Source organism: Paraconexibacter sp. AEG42_29, from assembly GCF_040581415.1.
Classification (GTDB): Bacteria; Actinomycetota; Thermoleophilia; order Solirubrobacterales; family Solirubrobacteraceae; genus Paraconexibacter.
In genome coordinates this window covers 2,081,478-2,098,604 of record NZ_CP114014.1, presented here as the reverse complement: position 1 = coordinate 2,098,604, position 17,127 = coordinate 2,081,478, and the positions used below count along the sequence as shown (strand labels likewise).

Sequence of the window (17,127 nt, the reverse complement as noted above, 5' to 3'; positions counted from 1 at the left end):
ACACCATGTCAACTCGTGAATCCCTGGACCTCGAGAACCTGCGTGTCGCCGACAACGAGCTCTGGGAGGCCGGTCCGCCGCACGAGGTCTTCACCGAGCTGCGCGCGCAGTGCCCCGTCCACTGGAGTCCGGGCATCACGCAGACCCCGGAGGACGCCGGCTTCTGGTCGGTGACGACCGCCGAGGACGTGCACACCGTCAGCAAGGACTGGCAGACCTACTCGTCCGCGGAGAACTTCCTGCTCACCGACCACGGCGTCCCCCAGGACCTCGTGCGCGGCATGTTCATCGGCATGGACCCGCCGATGCACGACCGCATCAAGGCGCTGTTCCAGCGGGCCTTCACGCCGAAGGCCATCGCCCGTCACGAGGAGGCCATCCGCGAGATCACCGACCGCGTCATGGACGGCCTGGAGGGCCGGACGGAGTGCGACCTGGTCACCGACCTCGCCCAGCCCGTCGTGGCCCGCGTCATCGGCAGCTTCATGGGCCTGGATCCCGAGGACGACAAGCCCTGGGCTGAGGCCATCAACACGCTGCTCGGCTTCGGCGACCCCGTCATGAACCCCGGCGGACTCGACCAGCTCGTGGCCGAGCACCTGCCGCCGATGTACGAGAAGTGCATGAAGCTGATCAACGATCGACGCGCGAATCCGACCGAGGACATGATCAGCACGCTCGTGTTCGCCGAGATCGACGGCGACGTGCTCACCGACGCCGAGATCTTCGCCGGCTTCGTCCTGCTCATGGCCGCGGGGAACGACTCCACCAAAGCGACGTACACCAGCACCATGCGTGCGCTGATGGAGAACCCCGATCAGCGTGCGCTCCTGATCGACGACCTGACGCTCGTCCCGGCGGCCGTCGAGGAGGCGCTGCGCATGTTCCCGGCGTTCGCCCACTTCCGCCGCACAGCGACCAAGGACACCGAGCTGGGCGGCTGCCCGATCAAGAAGGGCGACAAGATCGCCATGTGGTACCCGTCGTCCAACCGCGACGAGAGCCGCTACGAGGACCCGGACCGCTTCGACGTCACCCGCAACCCGGAGCACCAGGCGTTCGGCGCCGGCGGCCGGCACTTCTGCCTGGGGACCGCGCTGGCGCGGCTCGAGCTGAAGATCCTCGTCGAGGAGAGCGTGCGACGGTTCCCCGAGATGGCGCTCGCGGGCGAGCCGAGCTGGGTGGTCTCGCAGTTCTCGAGCCAGCTGAAGCACCTGCCGGTCCGGCTGACCGGGAGCGCCGGGTAGCGTCCGGCGCCCGACGGCAGGCGGCCCGGGTCAGGCGGCGCTGTCGGTGCCGCGCCCGGTCCGCGCCTGCAGCTCGTCGATCGTGATGGACGCGTCGGCCTTCGTGATGTCGGCCGGCACGTCCTCCCCCGCCTCCTGCGCCAGGGTCTGCAGGTACGACAGCTGCGGCCCGGTCGCGGGCTCGTCGCCGGTGACCCAGTCGTTCGGATCCTTCTCGGGGTTCGGGGTGGGCGTCGGCTCCTGGTTGCTCATGGGGACCGCGTACCCAGCCGGCGGTCGCGCGAACACGTGTTCGCGTGCCAACTCCGCAGACGATTTTGCACAGGTTCAGCTCAAGTCCGGCCGGCAACTGCCGACGTACCGAGAATCACCCGTCGATAGACACCCCCGTGCAACGACCCGTCCCCGCCACCGTCCTGTCCACGCCGTCCGACGACGACGAACGTGTCGCTGCCCTGGACCGGGTCGGCGCGGTCGGTGCACCGCCGGAGGCAGCGCTCGACGGGCTCGTGCGGCTGGCCGCCCGGATCTGCGCCACATCGTCTGCCGAGATCAACCTCGTCGGTGCCGAGCAGCTGTGGTTCTGCGCCGCGCGCGGGCTCGGGACGCCCGGAGTCGCCGTCGAGCGCGGGCTCACCTTCTGCACGTGGACGATCCTCGACCCCGACCGCCCGCTGCTCGTGAGCGACGCGCGTGCCGACGACAGGTTCGCCGCCAACCCGTTCGTCACGGACGGGACGATCGGGTCGTACGCCGGCTTTCCGCTCATCGCGGAGGGCCACGCCATCGGGACGATGTGCGTGCACGACCCGGCGCCGCGCACGCTGGACCCCGATCAGCTCGACGCGCTGGCCGTCCTCGCCACCGCGGCGCAGACCCAGTTGGGGCTCCGGCGTCACGTCGACGCGCTGAGCGAGCTCGCCCGGACCGACGCCCTGACCGGGGCCGCCAACCGCCGGGCGATGGACGAGGTGCTCGAGCGGGAGCTCGCCCGCTCGGAGCGCTCGGGCGCGCCGGTGGCCGTCGTCATGCTCGACATGGACGGGTTCAAGGGCTACAACGACGAGTTCGGTCACCCGGCGGGAGACGTCCTGCTGCAGCGCAGCGCGACGGCGTGGCGGGCCGAGCTCCGCAGCGGCGACCTGCTGGGCCGTTGGGGCGGCGAGGAGTTCTGCGTGCTGCTCGCGGACTGTCACCCCGCCGCGGCCCTCGCGGTCGCCGACCGGCTCCGAGCCGCGGTTCCCGAAGGACGGACGTGCTCCGCGGGGGTCGCCTGCTGGGACGGTCGCGAGACCGTCGACGAGCTGATCGGCCGGGTGGACGCCGCCTTGTACGACGCCAAGCACGCCGGCCGCGACCGAACTGCGATGGCAACGAAGCTGACCGCGACGACGTAGCCACGGCACCTGACCTGCCGGGCTGCGCTCGAGGCCGCAGCCGACGCGGGCTGATGTTGGCGGAATCTTCACCTGCTGGTCACCGCCTGATCATCCGGCGGGGCCGGCGACACCGGACCATGGTCGGATGCGGCCCGCCCTGATCGCCCACCGGCTCGGCGCCGGCCACGGCCCGGACTCCTCCCGCCTCAGCCTGCGCGCGGTGCTCGCGGACGATGTCGACGGCCTGGAGACCGACGTCTGCCTGACGGCCGACGGCCGGGTCGTGCTGCTGCACGACCCGTGGCTGCGGCAGGGCACGACGTTCGACGGCTGGGCGCACGAGACGCCCTGGTCGGCGCTGGAGACCGCCGCGCTGCGCGACCGCAGCGGCGCCGCCACGAACGAGCCGCCGATGTTGCTCGAGGAGCTCCTGGAGACCGTCCCCGCCTCGCTCGCGCTGCAGCTCGACGTGAAGGCGCACGGCGACCCGTCGCTGGCCCGTGCCACCGCGGACGCGGTGGCGGACGTCGTCGCTGCGCGCGGCGGGCGGGACGGCCTGGAGGTGCTGTCCTTCCACACCGCCGCGTGCGAGGCGGCAGCAGCGCGGGGCCTCGCGGCGCGGGTGGTCATCTGGGCGGACTACGCGCCGGAGGCGCTGCTGGCGTGGGCGCACGGCAGCGGGGTACGCGGCGTCTGCGTGGAGCACTTCCTCCTGCACCAGAGGCTCGTCGACCGTCTGCAGGACGGTGGTCTGGCGGTGACGACCGGGACCATCAACGACCCGGTCCTGGCCGCGCGGGCGGCGGCCCTCGGCGTCGACGCCATCACGACGGACCGGCCGGCGGACATCCGCCATGCCCTCGCCGTCCCGGCCGCCGCCGGCGCCTGAAGGCGTTCATTGCCGGCGCGTCGGCCACATGGCGCGGCGGCCGCCCGCTGTTCGCCCTAGTGTGGTGGAACGCAGGCAGACCCCGGCCACCTGATCCGGCCCCGTATGTCTTGCGGGTCCCTCGGCGGGAAGCACCCGCCTGACCTCCGTCGCCGGGGGGCTCTTGCTTTCAGGAGGTCGGCAGAGAGGCCACCCCCATGGCCGAACCACAGGCAGACGCCCAGCTCGTATCGGTGACGAGCGTCATCGCGAACCTCGTCGTCCGCGTGACCCGCGACGCCACCGGCCGCGGACCGACGCAGGCCCGCGCCTACCTCAACGGTGACCTCGTGACCGTCGTCATGCAGGACACCCTGACCAAGGGCGAGCACACCCTCGTGGACTTCGATCGCAAGGAGCTGGTTCTCGGGACCCGCCGCGCCTTTCAGGAGGCGATGGGTCCGGCGCTGATCGCCGGCGTCGAAGAGGCGACCGGGCGGACCGTCGTCGCCTTCCTCAGCTCGAACAGCGTCGACCCGGACTACTCGGTCGAGAGCTTCATCCTTGCTCCGCAGAAGGCCGCGCTGCTCGTCTGAGCGGCGCTCACGCAGCGGCCGCGAGCGCCTGGCCGTCCGCGCAGCGCCGGACGACGCCGCTGAGCCGGAAGAGCGCGCGGTCGCCGACCGGGGACGTGATCGCACCGATGTCGTTGGTGACGTATCCGAAGGACAGGCCGCTCTCCGGGTCGGCCCAGCCGCCGGACCCGCCGTAGCCGTAGTGCCCGAACGCCTGGCGGGCCGGCGCGCCCTCCATGAACGCATGGTGGTAGCCCGCCCGCCAGTGCATCCCAAGGCCCAGGACGCGGTCCCGGTCGCGGGCCTGGACCTTCCCGAGGCGCCGGACGGTCTCCGCGCCCATGAGTCGCCGGCCCCCGACGGCGCCGCCGTTCGCGAGCGCCGCGTACATCCCCGCCAGGGCTCGGGCGGTGAACGCGCCGTTGACCGCCGGCATCTGGGTGTCCCAGATCGCCGGGTCGCGCCCGTAGACCAGGCCGCTGAGGCCCGGCAACACGAGCGCGCGTACCGTCGCGCGCGTCAGCGGCACGTTGCCCCAGACCGGCGCGATCAGCCGCTCGGTCGCGCCGTAGAGGCGCAGGGACGAGCCGACGACCTCGGCCGGGGCGACGCCGCCCGGCGGACGGCCGATCGAGAGTCCCGTGAGCCCCAGGGGCTCGGCGACGAGCGTGCGTACGGCGTCGCCGACGGGCAGCCCCGTCACGCGCCGGATGATCCCGCCGGCGAGCCAGCCGAACGTGTAGGCGTGGTACCCGGGAGCGCCGCGCAGGGACGACGGACGCGCGGCGGCGAGACGCTCCTCCATGCGCTCGGCGTCCAGGACGTCGGTCGCGTGACGCGCGAGGGCGCGGACGTCGGACAGGCCGGCGCGGTGACTCAGCACGTCGAGCAGCGTCAGCCGCTCCTTGCCGCCGGCGGCGAACTCCGGCCACCAGGTGGCGACGGGCTCGTCGTAGGCCAGCAGGCCGCGGTCGACGAGGACGTGCACCGCGGTCGCCGTGACGCCCTTGGTCGTGGAGAACGACAGCGACGGGGTGTCCGCCGTCCACTCCCGCTCCTCGCGCGGGTCCGCCCAGCCGGCGTGGACGTCGACCAGCGTCTGCGTCCCGCGGCGGACGGTGAGCGCCCCACCGCGGCCGCCCCCGGCGAGGATCCGGCCGAACGCCTCGGCCACGGGCAGGTAGCCGTCGGCCACCGTGCCGGCGAAGCCGCGCGGCGGTGGGTCGGCGCGGGACGGGGGGTCGGCGTCGGTCAGCCCGAGGCGCTGCAAGGGACAGCGGGCGAGGGACAGCGGCATCCGTGCGAGGTCCATGGTCGAACGGAGTTCCCAGAAGCGCGGGCCGCCAACCGCGCCGTGGCACGACAACGCAGCGGCCCTCAGGGGTTCGTCGCGCGCTGCCAGACGCCGGCCAGCTCGTCGAGCAGCGCGTCCTCGTCCCGGGTGGGGTCGGCGACGTGCTCGGTGAACGACCGTTCGGTCATCCACACCAGGGCGTAGGCCCGCGCCGCGGCGTGAGCGTGATCGAGCGCCGGGACGCCGGCGGCGATGCGCTCGGTGGCGATCACGGCGAAGCGCTCGTTGAACGAGCGCCAGAAGGCCTGGACCTCCTGATCGTAGGTGGCGGCCTCGGTGATCGCGGCGAGCGTCTCGCGGTTGGCCCGGTAGGCCTCGAGCACGCCCTGCAGGGTCTCGCGGACCATGCCTTGACCTGAGGTCAGCCACGGATCGGCCGCGGCCGCGACCGCGTCCCGGAGCACCTCGCCGAGCTTGAGGATCAGCTCGCGCTTGTCGCGGAAGTAGCTGTAGAAGGTCGGCCTGGAGAAGCCCGCCTTCCGCACGATCTGCTCGATACCGAGCTCCGCGAACGGCGTCCCCTCGCCCAGGAGCTCGACGGTCGCGGCCATGAGGGCGGCCTCCGTGGACTGGCGCGTGGCGTCGGTGCGTTCCCGCCGGCTGAGGGTGGCCATGAGCGGGCATGGTACTTCACAGCTGCGCTATGACAAAGCACTTGCGTTTTACGCTTTACATGCCGTAAAGTGTTTTCCATGAGCACTTACGACTTCGTCATCGTCGGCGCCGGGTCAGCCGGCTGCGTCCTGGCCGGCAGGTTGTCCGAGGATCCGACGGCCCGGGTCCTGCTGCTCGAGGCCGGCGGTCAGGACCGCAGCCCGAACATCAAGATCCCGGCGGCGTTCCCGAACCAGTTCCACACCAAGCTCGACTGGGACTACTACACCGAGCCCGAGCCGCACGTGGACGACCGGCGGATGTACGTGCCGCGCGGGAAGTCGCTCGGCGGATCCAGCTCGATGAACGCGATGCTCTACGTGCGCGGCCGCCCGCTCGACTACGAGCTCTGGGCGGCGCAGGGCGCGCCCGGCTGGGGCTGGGACGACGTTCTGCCGTACTTCATGAAGTCCGAGAACAACGCCCGCGGCGCGTCCGAGTTCCACGGCGCCGGCGGGCCGGTCGAGGTCGCCGAGCAGCGCTCCCCGCGCCGGATCTGCCGCGACATCCTCGAGGCCAGCGTCACGGCGGGCATCCCGCGCGCCGTCGACTACAACGGTCCCGAGCAGGATGGCGTGGCGCCGTTCCAGGTGTTCCAGAAGAACGGCCGCCGGTGGTCGACGGCCGACGCCTTCCTGCGCCCGGCGATGGCCCGCCCCAACCTCACCGTCGTGACCGGTGCACTCGTCCTGGGCCTCGAGCTCGAGGGCGATCGCGTCACCGGGGTCCGCTACCAGCGCGGCCGCCGCGAGGAGCTCGCGCGGTGCGAGCGCGAGGTCGTCCTCGCCGCCGGCGCGCTGGGCTCGCCGCAGGTCCTGATGCTGTCCGGCATCGGTGATCCGGACGAGCTTCGCGCGGTCGGCATCGAGCCGCGCCACGAGCTGCGCGGCGTCGGCCGCAACCTGCAGGACCACCCGTTCATGACGGCGCTCTACGAGGTGTCCGACACCGACACGCTGTACGAGGCCGACGCGCCGAAGAACCTCCTCGAGTGGGGTCTGCGTCGCAGCGGCAAGCTCACCTCGACGGTCGCCGAGGTCAACGCGTTCGTCCGGACCCGCCCCGGGTTGCCGGCCGCGGACATCCAGATGCACATGGGCGCCGCCTACTTCGAGGACCACGGCGCGGAGACGTTCGACGGGCACGCCATCGTGCTCGGCCCGGTGCTCGTCAGCCCGCAGGCCCGCGGCCAGGTGTGGCTCGGCTCCAGCGACCCGACCGCGAAGGTGCGCCTGGTCACGAACTCGCTCTCGGAGCTCGACGACGTCCGGTCGCTCGTCGCCGGCATGAAGCTCGCTCGTGAGATCGCCACGGCCGACCCCCTGCGCGGGAAGATCGTGCGCGAGATCAAGCCCGGCCCGGACATGACGGACGACGCCGACCTCGAGGCCGACATCCGCCGCCGGATGATGCTCCTCTACCACCCCAGCGGGACGTGCCGCATGAGCGACACCGAGGATCTGGCCGTCGTCGACTCCCAGCTGCGGGTGCACGGGCTGCAGGGCCTGCGCGTGGCCGACGCCTCGATCATGCCGGTGATCCCCGGGGGCAACACCAACGCGCCCACGATCATGATCGGGGAGAAGGCCGCTGACCTGCTCCGCGGCATCACGTCGGCGTCGCCGGCTGCGACCGCCGCGGTCGCGGCCGGCTGAGCCCGCCCCGGACCCGACCCTCGGCGCCCGTCTGGGCGCCCGCAGGGTCAGCGCCTGGTCTCGTACCGGGTCAGCACGACGCCACCGGGGAACGTCCGTGTCTCCACGAGCGACAGGTTCACCCACGAGTCCAGGGCCGTGAAGAACGGCGTGCCTCCGCCCACCAGGACCGGGGCGGTGGCCAGCACGTACTCGTCGATCAGCCCGGCCCGCATCGCGGCCGCGGCCAGGGTGGCGCCGCAGATGTCCATCGTGCCGTCACCCTCGGCCTTGAGCCGCGTGATCTCGGCGACCGCGTCGCCGGTGACCAGGCGGGCGTTCCAGTCGACCGAGCTGACCGTCGACGAGAACACCACCTTCGGCATCTCCAGCCAGCGGCGGGCGTACTGCACCTGCGCCGGTGTCACGTCCGGCTGCTGCTCGGCGGTCGGCCAGTGGGCGCTCATGCCGTCCCACAGCTTGCGCCCGTACAGCGCCAGGTCCGTCGTCCCCACCCGGTCGGACCACCATTGGAACAGCTCGTCGCACGGCACGGTCCAGCCGAGGTCGTCGCCGGGCGCGGCGATGTAGCCGTCCAGCGACACGTTCATCGCGAAGGTCAGTTTTCTCATGGGACAAGCCTCCCATGAGGCGGTGTCGTCAGCAGCGGGCGATGTCGAGCCCGGTGGCGGCGCGCAACGTGCCGCCGGTCCGGTAATGCACGTCGAGGGTGTCGCCGCCGACGTGGATGCCGAGGCATGCGGCGAGGATCCGGCGCGGACGCGACGGCGGCGGGCCGGCCAACAGCGCGCGGTCGAAGACGATCAGCCGCCCGACGATGAAGTAGTCCACGCCCTCGGTCTGCGGCAGGCCGTTGACCACGACATCGACCGGCAACGTCGCGTCGGTGGGCAGACGTGCCACCGACCGGGTCATCGGGCCGGAGGGCGCCGGCGGCGGCGCGGGCCGTGTCGCGGCGCCGCTCGCGGAGCTGAGGCCCGGGCCCCAAGGGCGATTCGGCGTGGGTCTCACGCCCTGCCCTGCCGCTGCGACGAGCCCGTCATCGCCTCAGCGTAGCCGCCGTGTCACGCCGCCTTCTTCTTCGACTCCCAGCCGTCGCGTGGGCTCGACGAGTCGATGAGCCGCCCGTCGACCTCGAGCTCGACGAGGAAGCGCGCGGAGAACTTGGTCGACGGCTTCGTGCGCACCACGCACGGCGTGCCGTCCAGGTCGAACTCCTGCGTCGACTTCCAGCGCAGCGGGAACGTGCTGGAGTCCACCTCCTTCCCGTCCACGGAGACGGTCCTCCGCCCGCCCCAGTACCCCCAGTCGAGGGTGACCTCGTGGCGGTTGCCCTGCGTCTCCACGGTCCATGTCTTCAAGGCCATGGTGCGAAGGTTCCCGCCTATCGCCGCGGGCAATCACGATTCACTGTCGCTTTACTACAGGCCATGTCAGCGGACACGCCCAGGGACCTCGCCGGGATGCGCGCGGTCGGCCGCCTCGTCGCCGAGACCCTCGATGAGCTCGAGGCGGCCGTGGCCCCCGGGGTCACCACAGCCGAGCTCGACGCGCTGGCCGCCGCGCACTTCGCCCGGCGCGGGGCGCGGTCCGGGCCGATCCTCACCTACCGCTACCCGGGAAGCGTGTGCATCAGCGTCGACGACGAGATCGTGCACGGGATCCCCGGGTCGCGCGCGCTGCGGGACGGTCAGATGATTACGCTCGACGTGGCAGCCGAGCTCCGCGGCTACCACGCGGACGCAGCGCGCACGGTCACGGTCGGCGACGGCGACCTCGAGGCACGGCGGCTGATCGATGCGGCTCGTGCAGCGCTCGCCGCCGGGATCCGCGCCGCCCAGCCGGGCGCGACGCTGCGCGAGGTCGGCAGCGCCGTCGAGCGCGTCACCGAGGCCCGCGGGTTCACCGTCGTGCGCGAGCTCACCGGCCACGGCATCGGGCGCGCGATGCACGAGGCCCCGACCGTCCACAACTGGCCGAACCCCGACGCCGACGGCGACGTGGTCCTCACGCTGGGCCTCGTCTTCACCATCGAGCCGATGATCGTCGCCGGGCGGCCTGCGTTCAGCGTCGACGGCGACGGCTGGACGATCCGCACCCGGGACGGCAGCCGCTCGGCGCACGCGGAGCACACGATCATGGTGGCCGCGGGCGGCCCCGAGGTGCTGACCGCAGCCGCCTGATCCGGGCGCGGTCAGGCCGGTTGCCGCGGGGGCGTTCGGGGCAGACAAGGGTATGAGCCTCATGCACTGCCCGTCCTGCGGCACCAACTTCGGCGGTCCGACGATGGAGGCCTTCGGGTGCTGCCCCCTCTGCTTCGCCGACCACGAGCGCGTCGAGCGGTTCGTGCGGATCGATGACGACGAGGTCGTCGTCGGCAGCGGTGGTGTCGCTGTGCGGTCAGGCCTGCTGGAGCGCGCCGAGGAGGCCGTCGGCGCCGTCGATCTTCGAGCACCACGCGTCGACGCCCGCCTCCGCCGCGATCTGCTCTAGGTCGTCGGGCAGGTGGTTGGACACGAGGACGACGCGCAGGTCCGGACCGCCGGCCGTCCGCAGCGCGTCCACGAGGCCGCGGTCGACGCGTCCGTCCGGCAGCACGACGTCGAGCAGGACGACGTCCGGCGCCAGGTCGGCCACCCGGGCCCGTAGCGCCGCGAGGTCCGGGAGCACCGCCACGAGCTCGAGTCCGTCGAGCGCGCGTAGCCAGGCCGCCACCATCAGCGGGTAGGCGACCGCGTCGTCGCACAGGACCAGGCGCAGTGCGGGGTGCGCTCGTGCGGTGGCGGTGCCGGTCACGTCCGCAGTCTCGCAGCAGTCCGTCCACGGCGGACCCATGCGGCGCCCCTTCGCCGTATGGTCGCCGGAGGATGCCGGCGACGAGCACATGACGACCGCAGCGGCGGTCGGTCGCAGCGAGGTCCAGCGGCTCGAGGTGTTCGTCGGCCCGACGCTGGTCCTCGCCGTGCTCCTCGCCGCCGGCCTGAACGCTTTCGGCGTGTTGGCCCCCGACACGGGCTCGGCGTGGGCCGGCCTGACGGTCTGGGTGACGGTCGCCGCCCTGGCCTGGGCCCGGACGCTGCTGCGGACCGGCCGCGTCGCGGACGCCGCGCTGCTGGTCGTCCTCGGCACGTCGTTCCCGTGCCTGACGGGCGTCTTCGGCGTGCCCGAGACCTGCATCGCGGCACTGCTCGGCGGCGTGTGGGCGCTGGCCTTCGCCGTGTCCTACCTCGACGGACGCGCCCTGGCCGCGGCGCTCGTGACCGGAGCGGCGGTCCTCGGGGTGAACCTGGTCCTGGCGGCCACGCTGCTGGACTCGGACCTCCCGGGCGGCGCGGGCCCGTACGTCCTGGTCGCCGCGGCCCTGTCACCCGGCGGCGCCCTGGCGATCATCCTGCTGCAGCTCCGCCACCTGCGGTCGGACGACCGGACGGGACGCTCGGCCGCGGAGGAGGCGGACCGCGTGAAGACCGAGTTCCTCACGTCCATGAGCCACGAGCTCCGCACCCCGATGCACGCGGTGATCGGCCTGGCCGAGCTGCTGCGCGACGGGTCGCTCGACGCGGAGCAGCACACCTACGTCGAGACCATCCATGCGTCGGGTGAGCACCTGCTCGGGCTGATCAACGAGATCCTGGACTACTCGAGGCTCGGCGCCGGCCGGCTCGCGGTTCGGCCGGCCGCCTTCGACCCCGTCACCTGCGCCGAGGACGCAGTCGCGCTGGTCGCCGCGCAGGCCCAGGCGAAGGGCCTGCGGCTCGTGCTGCAGGTGGAGCCGGATGTCGGGGAGCTGGACGCCGACGAGCACCGCGTCCGGCAGATCCTCGTGAACCTGCTCGGGAACGCCGTCAAGTTCACCCCGGCCGGCGAGGTCACGCTGCGGCTTGGCGCGGACGGACCCACGCTGGTCGCCGACGTCCGCGACACGGGGCCTGGGATCAGCGAGGCGCAGCTCGCGACGCTCTTCGAGCCGTTCGCGCAGCTGGCCGCGGACACCGACCACCAGCAGGACGGCACGGGCCTCGGCCTGCCGATCAGCCGGCGGCTGGCGGAGCTCATGGGCGGCACGCTGGACGGTGTCCCGGACGTCTCGTCCGGCTCGCAGTTCCGCCTGCGGCTGCCGGGCCTGAGCCCGCCCCCGGCGGCGGGCGAGCGTCCGCTGGACGGTGTCCGCGTCGCGGTCTCCCATCCGCACGCCGGCACGCAGCGGGCGGTGGAGCTCGCCGTGGCGCGGCTGGGCGCGGTGGTGGATCCGGCGGCGTCGCTGCGGGTGGTGGGCGAGGAGCTGGCCGCTGTCGCCGGAGCCGGCACCGGCGACGGGGACGGCGACCGGGACGAGGTCGAAGTCGTCCTCGTCGACGATCCGGGTGCCCTCGATCGTCACCGGCGCGCGGTCGCCCTGCCGATCACGCATCGCGGCCTCGCCGAGGCGATCCGCCCGTCGGGGACGACCTGGGCGGCCGTCCACGCCGAGCCCGCGGAGGCCGGGGTCGCCGGGCTGCGCGTCCTCGTGGCCGAGGACCACACGGTCAACCGCCACGTCATGAGCGCGCTCCTGAGCGCGAGCGGCATCAGTGCCGACCTGGTCGTCGACGGCCGCGAGGCCGTGGCGGCCGCCGACCGGGCGGACTACGACCTCGTGCTCATGGACCTCCACATGCCGAACCTCGACGGGGCCGCCGCGACGCGCGCGATCCGTGCCGCTGCCCCGGCCGGCCGGCAGCCGTGGATCGTCGTGACGAGCGCGTCGGTCCTCGACGAGGACCGCGCCCGCTCGCGCGACGCCGGGGCCGACGCGTTCCTCCCGAAGCCGCTGAACCGGGCCGCGCTCGCGGGCGAGCTGCGACGGGCCGCAGACCGGCATGGGCGGTCTCGGCCGGGGTGATCCGCAGGCCGCGCGCTGCCCGCGCGAACGGTTGCGAACGACGCGCCACATCATCGGCGCGTCACGGGGTAGGCGGCGTGCATGGATGGCAATCGACAGACCACACGCAGGCTCCGCATGACCGCAGTCGGGATCTGCGCGGCGGCCGCAGGCATCGGGGCGGGCTGCGCGGCCGACTCCACCGGTGGCAGCGACACGCCGACCGATCAGCCGACGACTGCGACCATCCAGGACACCATCACGGGGCCGATCGGTCCGGGGACCGACACGCCGGCGACGAACTCCACCGCACCGTCCGCGCCCGCGGCGCCCGCGGCGCCCTCCGCCGCGCCGTGAGGCGGTCCGCTGTCGGTCGCGCAGGTCGGCGCTGAGCAGACGGCATGCAGCCAGTGACGCTGAGCGCGAATGGCTGCATGCCGTCTGCCGCCGGGCCGCGGCCGACGGGCGACCGTCAGCGGCGCGCGGCCACCTTGCCCGTTCCGGCCAGGGCCGGCGCGTACGGCTGCAGCCGCGGGAAGTCGCCCGCCTGGAAGGCCCGGTTCGCGGCGGCGTCCCCGGGCGGCGTGTAGGCGTTGCGTCGCGGGGCGCTGCCCCCGGGGATCCCGAGCGCCGTGTTGGGGTCGATGCCGATGAAGAACCGCGCCCACTTGCCGCGGGCGTCGCCGTTCTGGCCGAGCGCGTCGGTGTTGGTGAACCACGCCGCGATGGTCTGGGTGCGCGGCGCGAGGTAGTCGAGCATCGGGACGACGTTCGCCAGCGCGGGGCCGAGCCCGCGCAGGGCCGGGGTGAGCGCCGGCAGCGTCCGCTTCAGGGACGCGAGCGCCGGGTCGGCCGCGGCGCGGACCTGCGCCGCGCGACCGAGCACCGTGCCGAGGTCGTCGAGCGGAGCCGGCGCCGCGGTGAGCGCGGCGGTCAGCGGCCCCGCGGCGCGCCGCAGGTCGCGGACAGGCCCGCGCGCGTCGTCGATCAGGCCCTCGGCCTGCACGAGCGTGCCGCGGATCTCGCGCGTCAGCCCGGGCAGCTCACGCAGGCCGGCCCGCAGTGCGGTGGGGTCGGCCCCGGCGGCGTCGAGCGTCCGCCGCGCGTTGACCACGAGGCTGCGGATGCCCGCCTGCCGCGTGGCGAGCGCCCCGAAGATCGCGCGCCCGGACCGGACCGCCCCCGCGATGTCGCCGGCCTGCCCGCGCAGCGTCCCGGTGAGCCGGTCGAACGCCGCCACGGTCTGGTCGAGACCCTCGACGGTGGCGCCGAGACGGGCAGCCGCCGCGGGCGACCGCAGCCCGCGGCCGCTCGTCTTCAGCACGGACGCGAGGTCACGCCGCGCCCCGGGGTCGAGCGCCTCGAGCGCCTCGTCGATCTGCACCGTCGGCGCGGATCGGATGACGGCGCCCTCTCGCGTTCGGGTCGCCGCGCGGCCCGGGTCGAGGTCGACGAACGCCTCGCCGAGGGGCGTCTTGGTCCCGATCCGCACGACGGCGTCGGTGCGGACGTGGCGGCGGGCGCCGGCGTCGAGCTCGAGCTTCAGGCGGGTGCGGTCGCCGGCGGTCCGCGTCACCTTCCCCACGCGGCCCGCGTGGACGCCGCGGACGAGGACGTCCGAGCCGGGACCGACGCCCTGCGAGTCGGGCAGCACGGTGCTGACCGTGAACGGCGTGCTGGTCCGCAGCGCCGGCCCGCCGAAGCGCGCCGAGAGGAACAGCGCAAGCGCAATCGACACGACCGCGAACACCAGCAGCCCGAGCCTCGCGCGGCGGGTCAGGAACAGGTTCATCGGCCCTTCCCTCCCCCGTCGATCAGCTTCGGCACATCACCCAGCGAACGGACCGCGCCCGGCAGCCCCGGCACGAGGTAGCGCGTCAGGCAGGCGAGCGCGTTGGTCTCGCGGCAGGTGGAGACCAGCGCGCGGACAACCTGCGCCTTGAGCGACGCCAGGCGTGCGCCGGTCGCGCCGGGGACGCCGAAGTTCGCGGGGTTGAACGCCTCGAAGAAGCCGAGGCCGCGGAGGATCGCGCCGTTCTCGTCGTTGGTGGACAGCACGCCGCTGAACCGCTCGCCGAGCAGGCCGATCCCGTCGCGGCGGTCGTCGAACGCCTTCACGATCGGCTGCAGCTGCCGGACGGGCGTCGTCAGGCGCGTGGCGGTCGGCCCGAGGCGGCGCAGGGTCGACCGCAGGCGCGCGACCGACGCGCCGCCGTCCCGGACGAGGGCGTCGACATCGGTCAGCAGGGCGCGGGCGTCCGGCGTCGTCTGCTGCAGCTTGCGCAGCGCACCCGGCAACGCGCGGGCGGCCGGGCGCAGGCGCCGCAGCGCCGGATCCAGCGGCGTCGCCAGCGCGGTCGTCCGCCGGAGGGCATCGTCGACGGCGCGGAGCGTCCCGGGCAGTGCGCGGACCGTGGCCGCGAGTGCCGCCTGCCGGCGCGCGCTGACGCGGACCGTCGCGCGGCCGGCAGTGACGCTGCGCTCCAGGGCGTCGGCGTTCGCGGCCATGGCGGTGGCGAGGCGGTCGAGCGAGCCGACCAGGCGGGCGAGCCGGTCGCGGCGCTCGCTCAGCGCGGCGGTGACGCGCCGGCCGCTGTCGGCGGCGGGGGCCAGCGCGGTGATCGCGTCGCGGAGCGCCCCGGGCCGGTCGCGGAGCCCGACGGCGAGCTGGTCCAGCAGCAGCGCGAGCTGGCTGCGGGTGTCCGCGTCCAGGACGGCGGTGACGCGGTCGAGCGTGACCGCCCCGCGGGTGCGGGCGGTGGGGATCGTCCCGCCGTCGGGTGCGCCCGGCGCCGAGGCCGACCCCGGGGTCAGGTTGACCGTGAGGTCCTCGAGGGCCGACCGCGGCTCGACCGTCGCGACCGCGTCGGTCCGGACCTTGCCGCGCGCGTCCTCGTCCAGGCGCAGCGTCACGACGGCGCGGCCGCCCTGCAGCCGCACGTCGTCGACCGTGCCGGACGGGACGCCGCTGACGAGCACCGGCGAGCGCAGCCCATCGCGCAGGCCGGACGCGTCGTCGAACGTCGCGCGCAGCGTCCAGCCGGCGTCGCCGGTGAACGGCAGCCGGACGCCCTCGGCGCGCAGCAGCGCGCCCACGAACAGCAGCGCCGCGACGGCCTGGAGCACGATCATCGTGCGGCCCAGGCGCGGGGTCGGGCCGGCCGGGGACAGCACGACGCGACGGCGCGGACGTGTCACGGCCGCACGGGACCCGCGGCGCCTGGCGGAGCGCGTGGTCATGGCGTGCACGCCCCGGCCTGCTGGAGCGCCTGCCCGACCGCGGGCGCCGCGGACTGCAGCAGCGCGCACGGCGGCAGCGGCAGCGCCAGGCCGGTCAGGAAGCGGAAGCCGAAGCGCATGAAGTGGCCGCCCTGGTCGAACGACGAGGAGGCGCCGCCGCCGCCGGCGAAGAGCCCGAGGAACGCGACGTAGGCCGGCGTGCCGAGCGTCGTCCTGCGCTCCAGCGCGCCCAGCAGCGTCGTGTCGAGGACGTTCAGCGTGGGACGCAGCGCGGTCAGGACGGCCCGGGTCGGGGGCGCAGCGCCGGGCACGGCGTCCAGCCCGGCCCGCAGCTCGGCGAGCACCGGCGTGGCGCGGGTGAGCGTCCCGGCCGCCTGCCGCAGGAGGGGCCGCGCGGTCCGCAGCGCCGGGGTCAGCGTGCGGGCGGCGGGCCGCAGGTCACGTGCCAGCGGCCTGAGCGTGCGGACCGTCTGCGCGAGCGCCCGGCCGCCGGTCTGCAGGCGACGCGTGGCCTGCGGCAGCTCGCGGAGCGTCGCGTTCAGCGACGCGCCGCCCTCGGTCTGGAGGGCGCGGGCGGTCGTCCCCGTCTCGTCGACCAGGGCGGGGACGTCGCCGGTGTGGGCGGCGACCGCACGGGCCGTCTTCGCGAACCCGCTGATGGCGCGGCGCAGCTCGCGGGCCTCGGGGCCGCGTGCGGCGCGGGCCGTGCGGCCGAGCGTCCGGGTCAGCGCGGGCGCGGTCTTCAGCGTGGCGGAGATCGCCCCCGGCGCCGGGGTGCTCAGCGTGTCGCGCAGGCCGGCGAGCGTCCCCTGCAGCGCACGCGACCCGTCGCGGTCCAGGATGCTCAGCACGTCCGCGAGCGGGACGTAGGTCGACGTCTGCGCGCGCGGGATCGTCCGGCCGCCGAGGGCCGGGGCAGCCCGCGTGCCGACGGTCAGGTCGACGAAGGCGGTGCCCTCGAACGCGAGCCGCGGGCGCAGGCTGACCGTCGCGTCGCGGTGGATCGTGCCGGCGTCCTTGTCCAGGCGCAGCTCGAGCTCGGCGTCGTCCCCCACCCGGCGCCGGCTCTCGACGGTGCCGACCTTCGTCCCGGCGACGCGCACCTCGGCGCCGACCGGGGCCAGCCCGGACGCGTCGTCGACGATCGCGTGGACCGTCGTGTGGCCGGCGAACGGGTTGGGCCGCTGCCACAGCAGCAGCGAGCCGGCGAGTGCGATGACGAGCACCGCCAGGCCGAGCAGGCGGCGGTGGTCCGCGGGGCGGGTGACGACACTAGGCATGGCGCAGCCTCCGA

At 74.2% G+C, this 17,127-nt stretch carries 18 protein-coding genes; 8 read left to right on the top strand and 10 right to left on the bottom strand.

The annotated features are described in order from the left end of the window. Positions 1–5: 5 nt before the first annotated feature. Positions 6–1,247: a cytochrome P450 gene (locus tag DSM112329_RS10150; RefSeq protein WP_354701703.1), complete on the top strand. Its 1,242-nt coding sequence runs from the start codon at positions 6–8 to the stop codon at positions 1,245–1,247. A gap of 30 nt (positions 1,248–1,277) precedes the next feature. Here the strand turns inward: DSM112329_RS10150 and DSM112329_RS10145 are convergent, their stop codons facing one another. Further along, positions 1,278–1,499: a DUF3072 domain-containing protein gene (locus tag DSM112329_RS10145; RefSeq protein WP_354701702.1), complete on the bottom strand. Its 222-nt coding sequence runs from the start codon at positions 1,497–1,499 to the stop codon at positions 1,278–1,280. Between the two features lie 137 nt (positions 1,500–1,636). Between DSM112329_RS10145 and DSM112329_RS10140 the strand changes: the two genes are divergently transcribed. The 3 genes from DSM112329_RS10140 to DSM112329_RS10130 all read left to right on the top strand — a co-directional run bounded on the left by DSM112329_RS10140 (position 1,637) and on the right by DSM112329_RS10130 (position 4,090). Beyond that, complete coding sequence (locus DSM112329_RS10140; protein WP_354701701.1) at positions 1,637–2,644, top strand: sensor domain-containing diguanylate cyclase; 1,008 nt, start codon at positions 1,637–1,639, stop codon at positions 2,642–2,644. Between the two features lie 127 nt (positions 2,645–2,771). Beyond that, a complete protein-coding gene (locus DSM112329_RS10135; protein ID WP_354701700.1) occupies positions 2,772–3,515 on the top strand; it encodes a glycerophosphodiester phosphodiesterase in 744 nt (247 codons plus the stop codon). Positions 3,516–3,712: 197 nt separating this feature from the next. Beyond that, positions 3,713–4,090, top strand: a complete 378-nt coding sequence (locus tag DSM112329_RS10130) for a Na-translocating system protein MpsC family protein (RefSeq protein ID WP_354701699.1) — start codon at positions 3,713–3,715, stop codon at positions 4,088–4,090. 7 nt (positions 4,091–4,097) lie between these two features. Here DSM112329_RS10130 and DSM112329_RS10125 read toward each other — a convergent pair whose 3' ends face one another. Continuing rightward, entirely contained in the window at positions 4,098–5,381 is a 1,284-nt protein-coding gene (locus tag DSM112329_RS10125; protein WP_354701698.1) for a serine hydrolase domain-containing protein, read from the bottom strand. A gap of 65 nt (positions 5,382–5,446) precedes the next feature. Then, complete coding sequence (locus tag DSM112329_RS10120; protein ID WP_354701697.1) at positions 5,447–6,037, bottom strand: helix-turn-helix domain-containing protein; 591 nt, start codon at positions 6,035–6,037, stop codon at positions 5,447–5,449. A gap of 78 nt (positions 6,038–6,115) precedes the next feature. Between DSM112329_RS10120 and DSM112329_RS10115 the strand changes: the two genes are divergently transcribed. Beyond that, complete coding sequence (locus DSM112329_RS10115; RefSeq protein WP_354701696.1) at positions 6,116–7,732, top strand: GMC family oxidoreductase N-terminal domain-containing protein; 1,617 nt, start codon at positions 6,116–6,118, stop codon at positions 7,730–7,732. 47 nt (positions 7,733–7,779) lie between these two features. Here the strand turns inward: DSM112329_RS10115 and DSM112329_RS10110 are convergent, their stop codons facing one another. The 3 genes from DSM112329_RS10110 to DSM112329_RS10100 all read right to left on the bottom strand — a co-directional run bounded on the left by DSM112329_RS10110 (position 7,780) and on the right by DSM112329_RS10100 (position 9,099). Then, on the bottom strand, positions 7,780–8,343 hold the full coding sequence (locus DSM112329_RS10110) for a dihydrofolate reductase family protein (protein WP_354701695.1): 564 nt from the start codon (positions 8,341–8,343) through the stop codon (positions 7,780–7,782). Positions 8,344–8,371: 28 nt separating this feature from the next. Further along, positions 8,372–8,635 carry a hypothetical protein gene (locus DSM112329_RS10105; RefSeq protein WP_354701694.1) on the bottom strand — a complete coding sequence of 88 codons (264 nt, stop codon included), beginning with the start codon at positions 8,633–8,635 and terminating at the stop codon, positions 8,372–8,374. Between the two features lie 161 nt (positions 8,636–8,796). Further along, positions 8,797–9,099 (bottom strand): hypothetical protein, encoded by a 303-nt coding sequence (locus DSM112329_RS10100; protein ID WP_354701693.1) that lies wholly within the window; start codon positions 9,097–9,099, stop codon positions 8,797–8,799. Between the two features lie 63 nt (positions 9,100–9,162). Between DSM112329_RS10100 and map the strand changes: the two genes are divergently transcribed. Beyond that, positions 9,163–9,915, top strand: a complete 753-nt coding sequence (map, locus tag DSM112329_RS10095; protein WP_354701692.1) for a type I methionyl aminopeptidase — start codon at positions 9,163–9,165, stop codon at positions 9,913–9,915. Between the two features lie 217 nt (positions 9,916–10,132). Here map and DSM112329_RS10090 read toward each other — a convergent pair whose 3' ends face one another. Continuing rightward, complete coding sequence (locus tag DSM112329_RS10090) at positions 10,133–10,528, bottom strand: hypothetical protein (protein ID WP_354701691.1); 396 nt, start codon at positions 10,526–10,528, stop codon at positions 10,133–10,135. A gap of 37 nt (positions 10,529–10,565) precedes the next feature. On the opposite strand from DSM112329_RS10090, the gene DSM112329_RS10085 reads away from it, so the two are divergent. Both DSM112329_RS10085 and DSM112329_RS10080 read left to right on the top strand, forming a co-directional pair. After that, a complete protein-coding gene (locus DSM112329_RS10085) occupies positions 10,566–12,614 on the top strand; it encodes an ATP-binding protein (RefSeq protein WP_354701690.1) in 2,049 nt (682 codons plus the stop codon). 117 nt (positions 12,615–12,731) lie between these two features. Continuing rightward, complete coding sequence (locus DSM112329_RS10080) at positions 12,732–12,950, top strand: hypothetical protein (RefSeq protein ID WP_354701689.1); 219 nt, start codon at positions 12,732–12,734, stop codon at positions 12,948–12,950. A gap of 115 nt (positions 12,951–13,065) precedes the next feature. Here the strand turns inward: DSM112329_RS10080 and DSM112329_RS10075 are convergent, their stop codons facing one another. From DSM112329_RS10075 to DSM112329_RS10065, 3 genes are read right to left on the bottom strand one after another with little or no spacing between them, the layout of a single operon-like run. Beyond that, on the bottom strand, positions 13,066–14,385 hold the full coding sequence (locus tag DSM112329_RS10075) for an MlaD family protein (RefSeq protein ID WP_354701688.1): 1,320 nt from the start codon (positions 14,383–14,385) through the stop codon (positions 13,066–13,068). Further along, complete coding sequence (locus DSM112329_RS10070) at positions 14,382–15,791, bottom strand: MlaD family protein (protein WP_354701687.1); 1,410 nt, start codon at positions 15,789–15,791, stop codon at positions 14,382–14,384. Before DSM112329_RS10070 ends, DSM112329_RS10075 begins: the two co-directional genes overlap by 4 nt. A gap of 38 nt (positions 15,792–15,829) precedes the next feature. Next, positions 15,830–17,113, bottom strand: coding sequence for an MlaD family protein (locus tag DSM112329_RS10065; RefSeq protein WP_354701686.1), 1,284 nt, complete (start codon positions 17,111–17,113; stop codon positions 15,830–15,832). Positions 17,114–17,127: the final 14 nt, after the last annotated feature.

Coding starts and splice junctions, on each gene's coding strand:
- DSM112329_RS10065 (WP_354701686.1), bottom strand. CDS start 17,113: ATGCCTAGTGTCGTCACCCGCCCCGCGGACCACCGCCGCCTGCTCGGC.
- DSM112329_RS10135 (WP_354701700.1), top strand. CDS start 2,772: ATGCGGCCCGCCCTGATCGCCCACCGGCTCGGCGCCGGCCACGGCCCG.
- DSM112329_RS10075 (WP_354701688.1), bottom strand. CDS start 14,385: ATGAACCTGTTCCTGACCCGCCGCGCGAGGCTCGGGCTGCTGGTGTTC.
- DSM112329_RS10150 (WP_354701703.1), top strand. CDS start 6: ATGTCAACTCGTGAATCCCTGGACCTCGAGAACCTGCGTGTCGCCGAC.
- DSM112329_RS10125 (WP_354701698.1), bottom strand. CDS start 5,381: ATGGACCTCGCACGGATGCCGCTGTCCCTCGCCCGCTGTCCCTTGCAG.
- DSM112329_RS10100 (WP_354701693.1), bottom strand. CDS start 9,099: ATGGCCTTGAAGACATGGACCGTGGAGACGCAGGGCAACCGCCACGAG.
- DSM112329_RS10115 (WP_354701696.1), top strand. CDS start 6,116: ATGAGCACTTACGACTTCGTCATCGTCGGCGCCGGGTCAGCCGGCTGC.
- DSM112329_RS10120 (WP_354701697.1), bottom strand. CDS start 6,037: ATGGCCACCCTCAGCCGGCGGGAACGCACCGACGCCACGCGCCAGTCC.
- DSM112329_RS10145 (WP_354701702.1), bottom strand. CDS start 1,499: ATGAGCAACCAGGAGCCGACGCCCACCCCGAACCCCGAGAAGGATCCG.
- DSM112329_RS10110 (WP_354701695.1), bottom strand. CDS start 8,343: ATGAGAAAACTGACCTTCGCGATGAACGTGTCGCTGGACGGCTACATC.
- DSM112329_RS10085 (WP_354701690.1), top strand. CDS start 10,566: ATGCGGCGCCCCTTCGCCGTATGGTCGCCGGAGGATGCCGGCGACGAG.
- DSM112329_RS10080 (WP_354701689.1), top strand. CDS start 12,732: ATGACCGCAGTCGGGATCTGCGCGGCGGCCGCAGGCATCGGGGCGGGC.
- DSM112329_RS10130 (WP_354701699.1), top strand. CDS start 3,713: ATGGCCGAACCACAGGCAGACGCCCAGCTCGTATCGGTGACGAGCGTC.
- map (WP_354701692.1), top strand. CDS start 9,163: ATGTCAGCGGACACGCCCAGGGACCTCGCCGGGATGCGCGCGGTCGGC.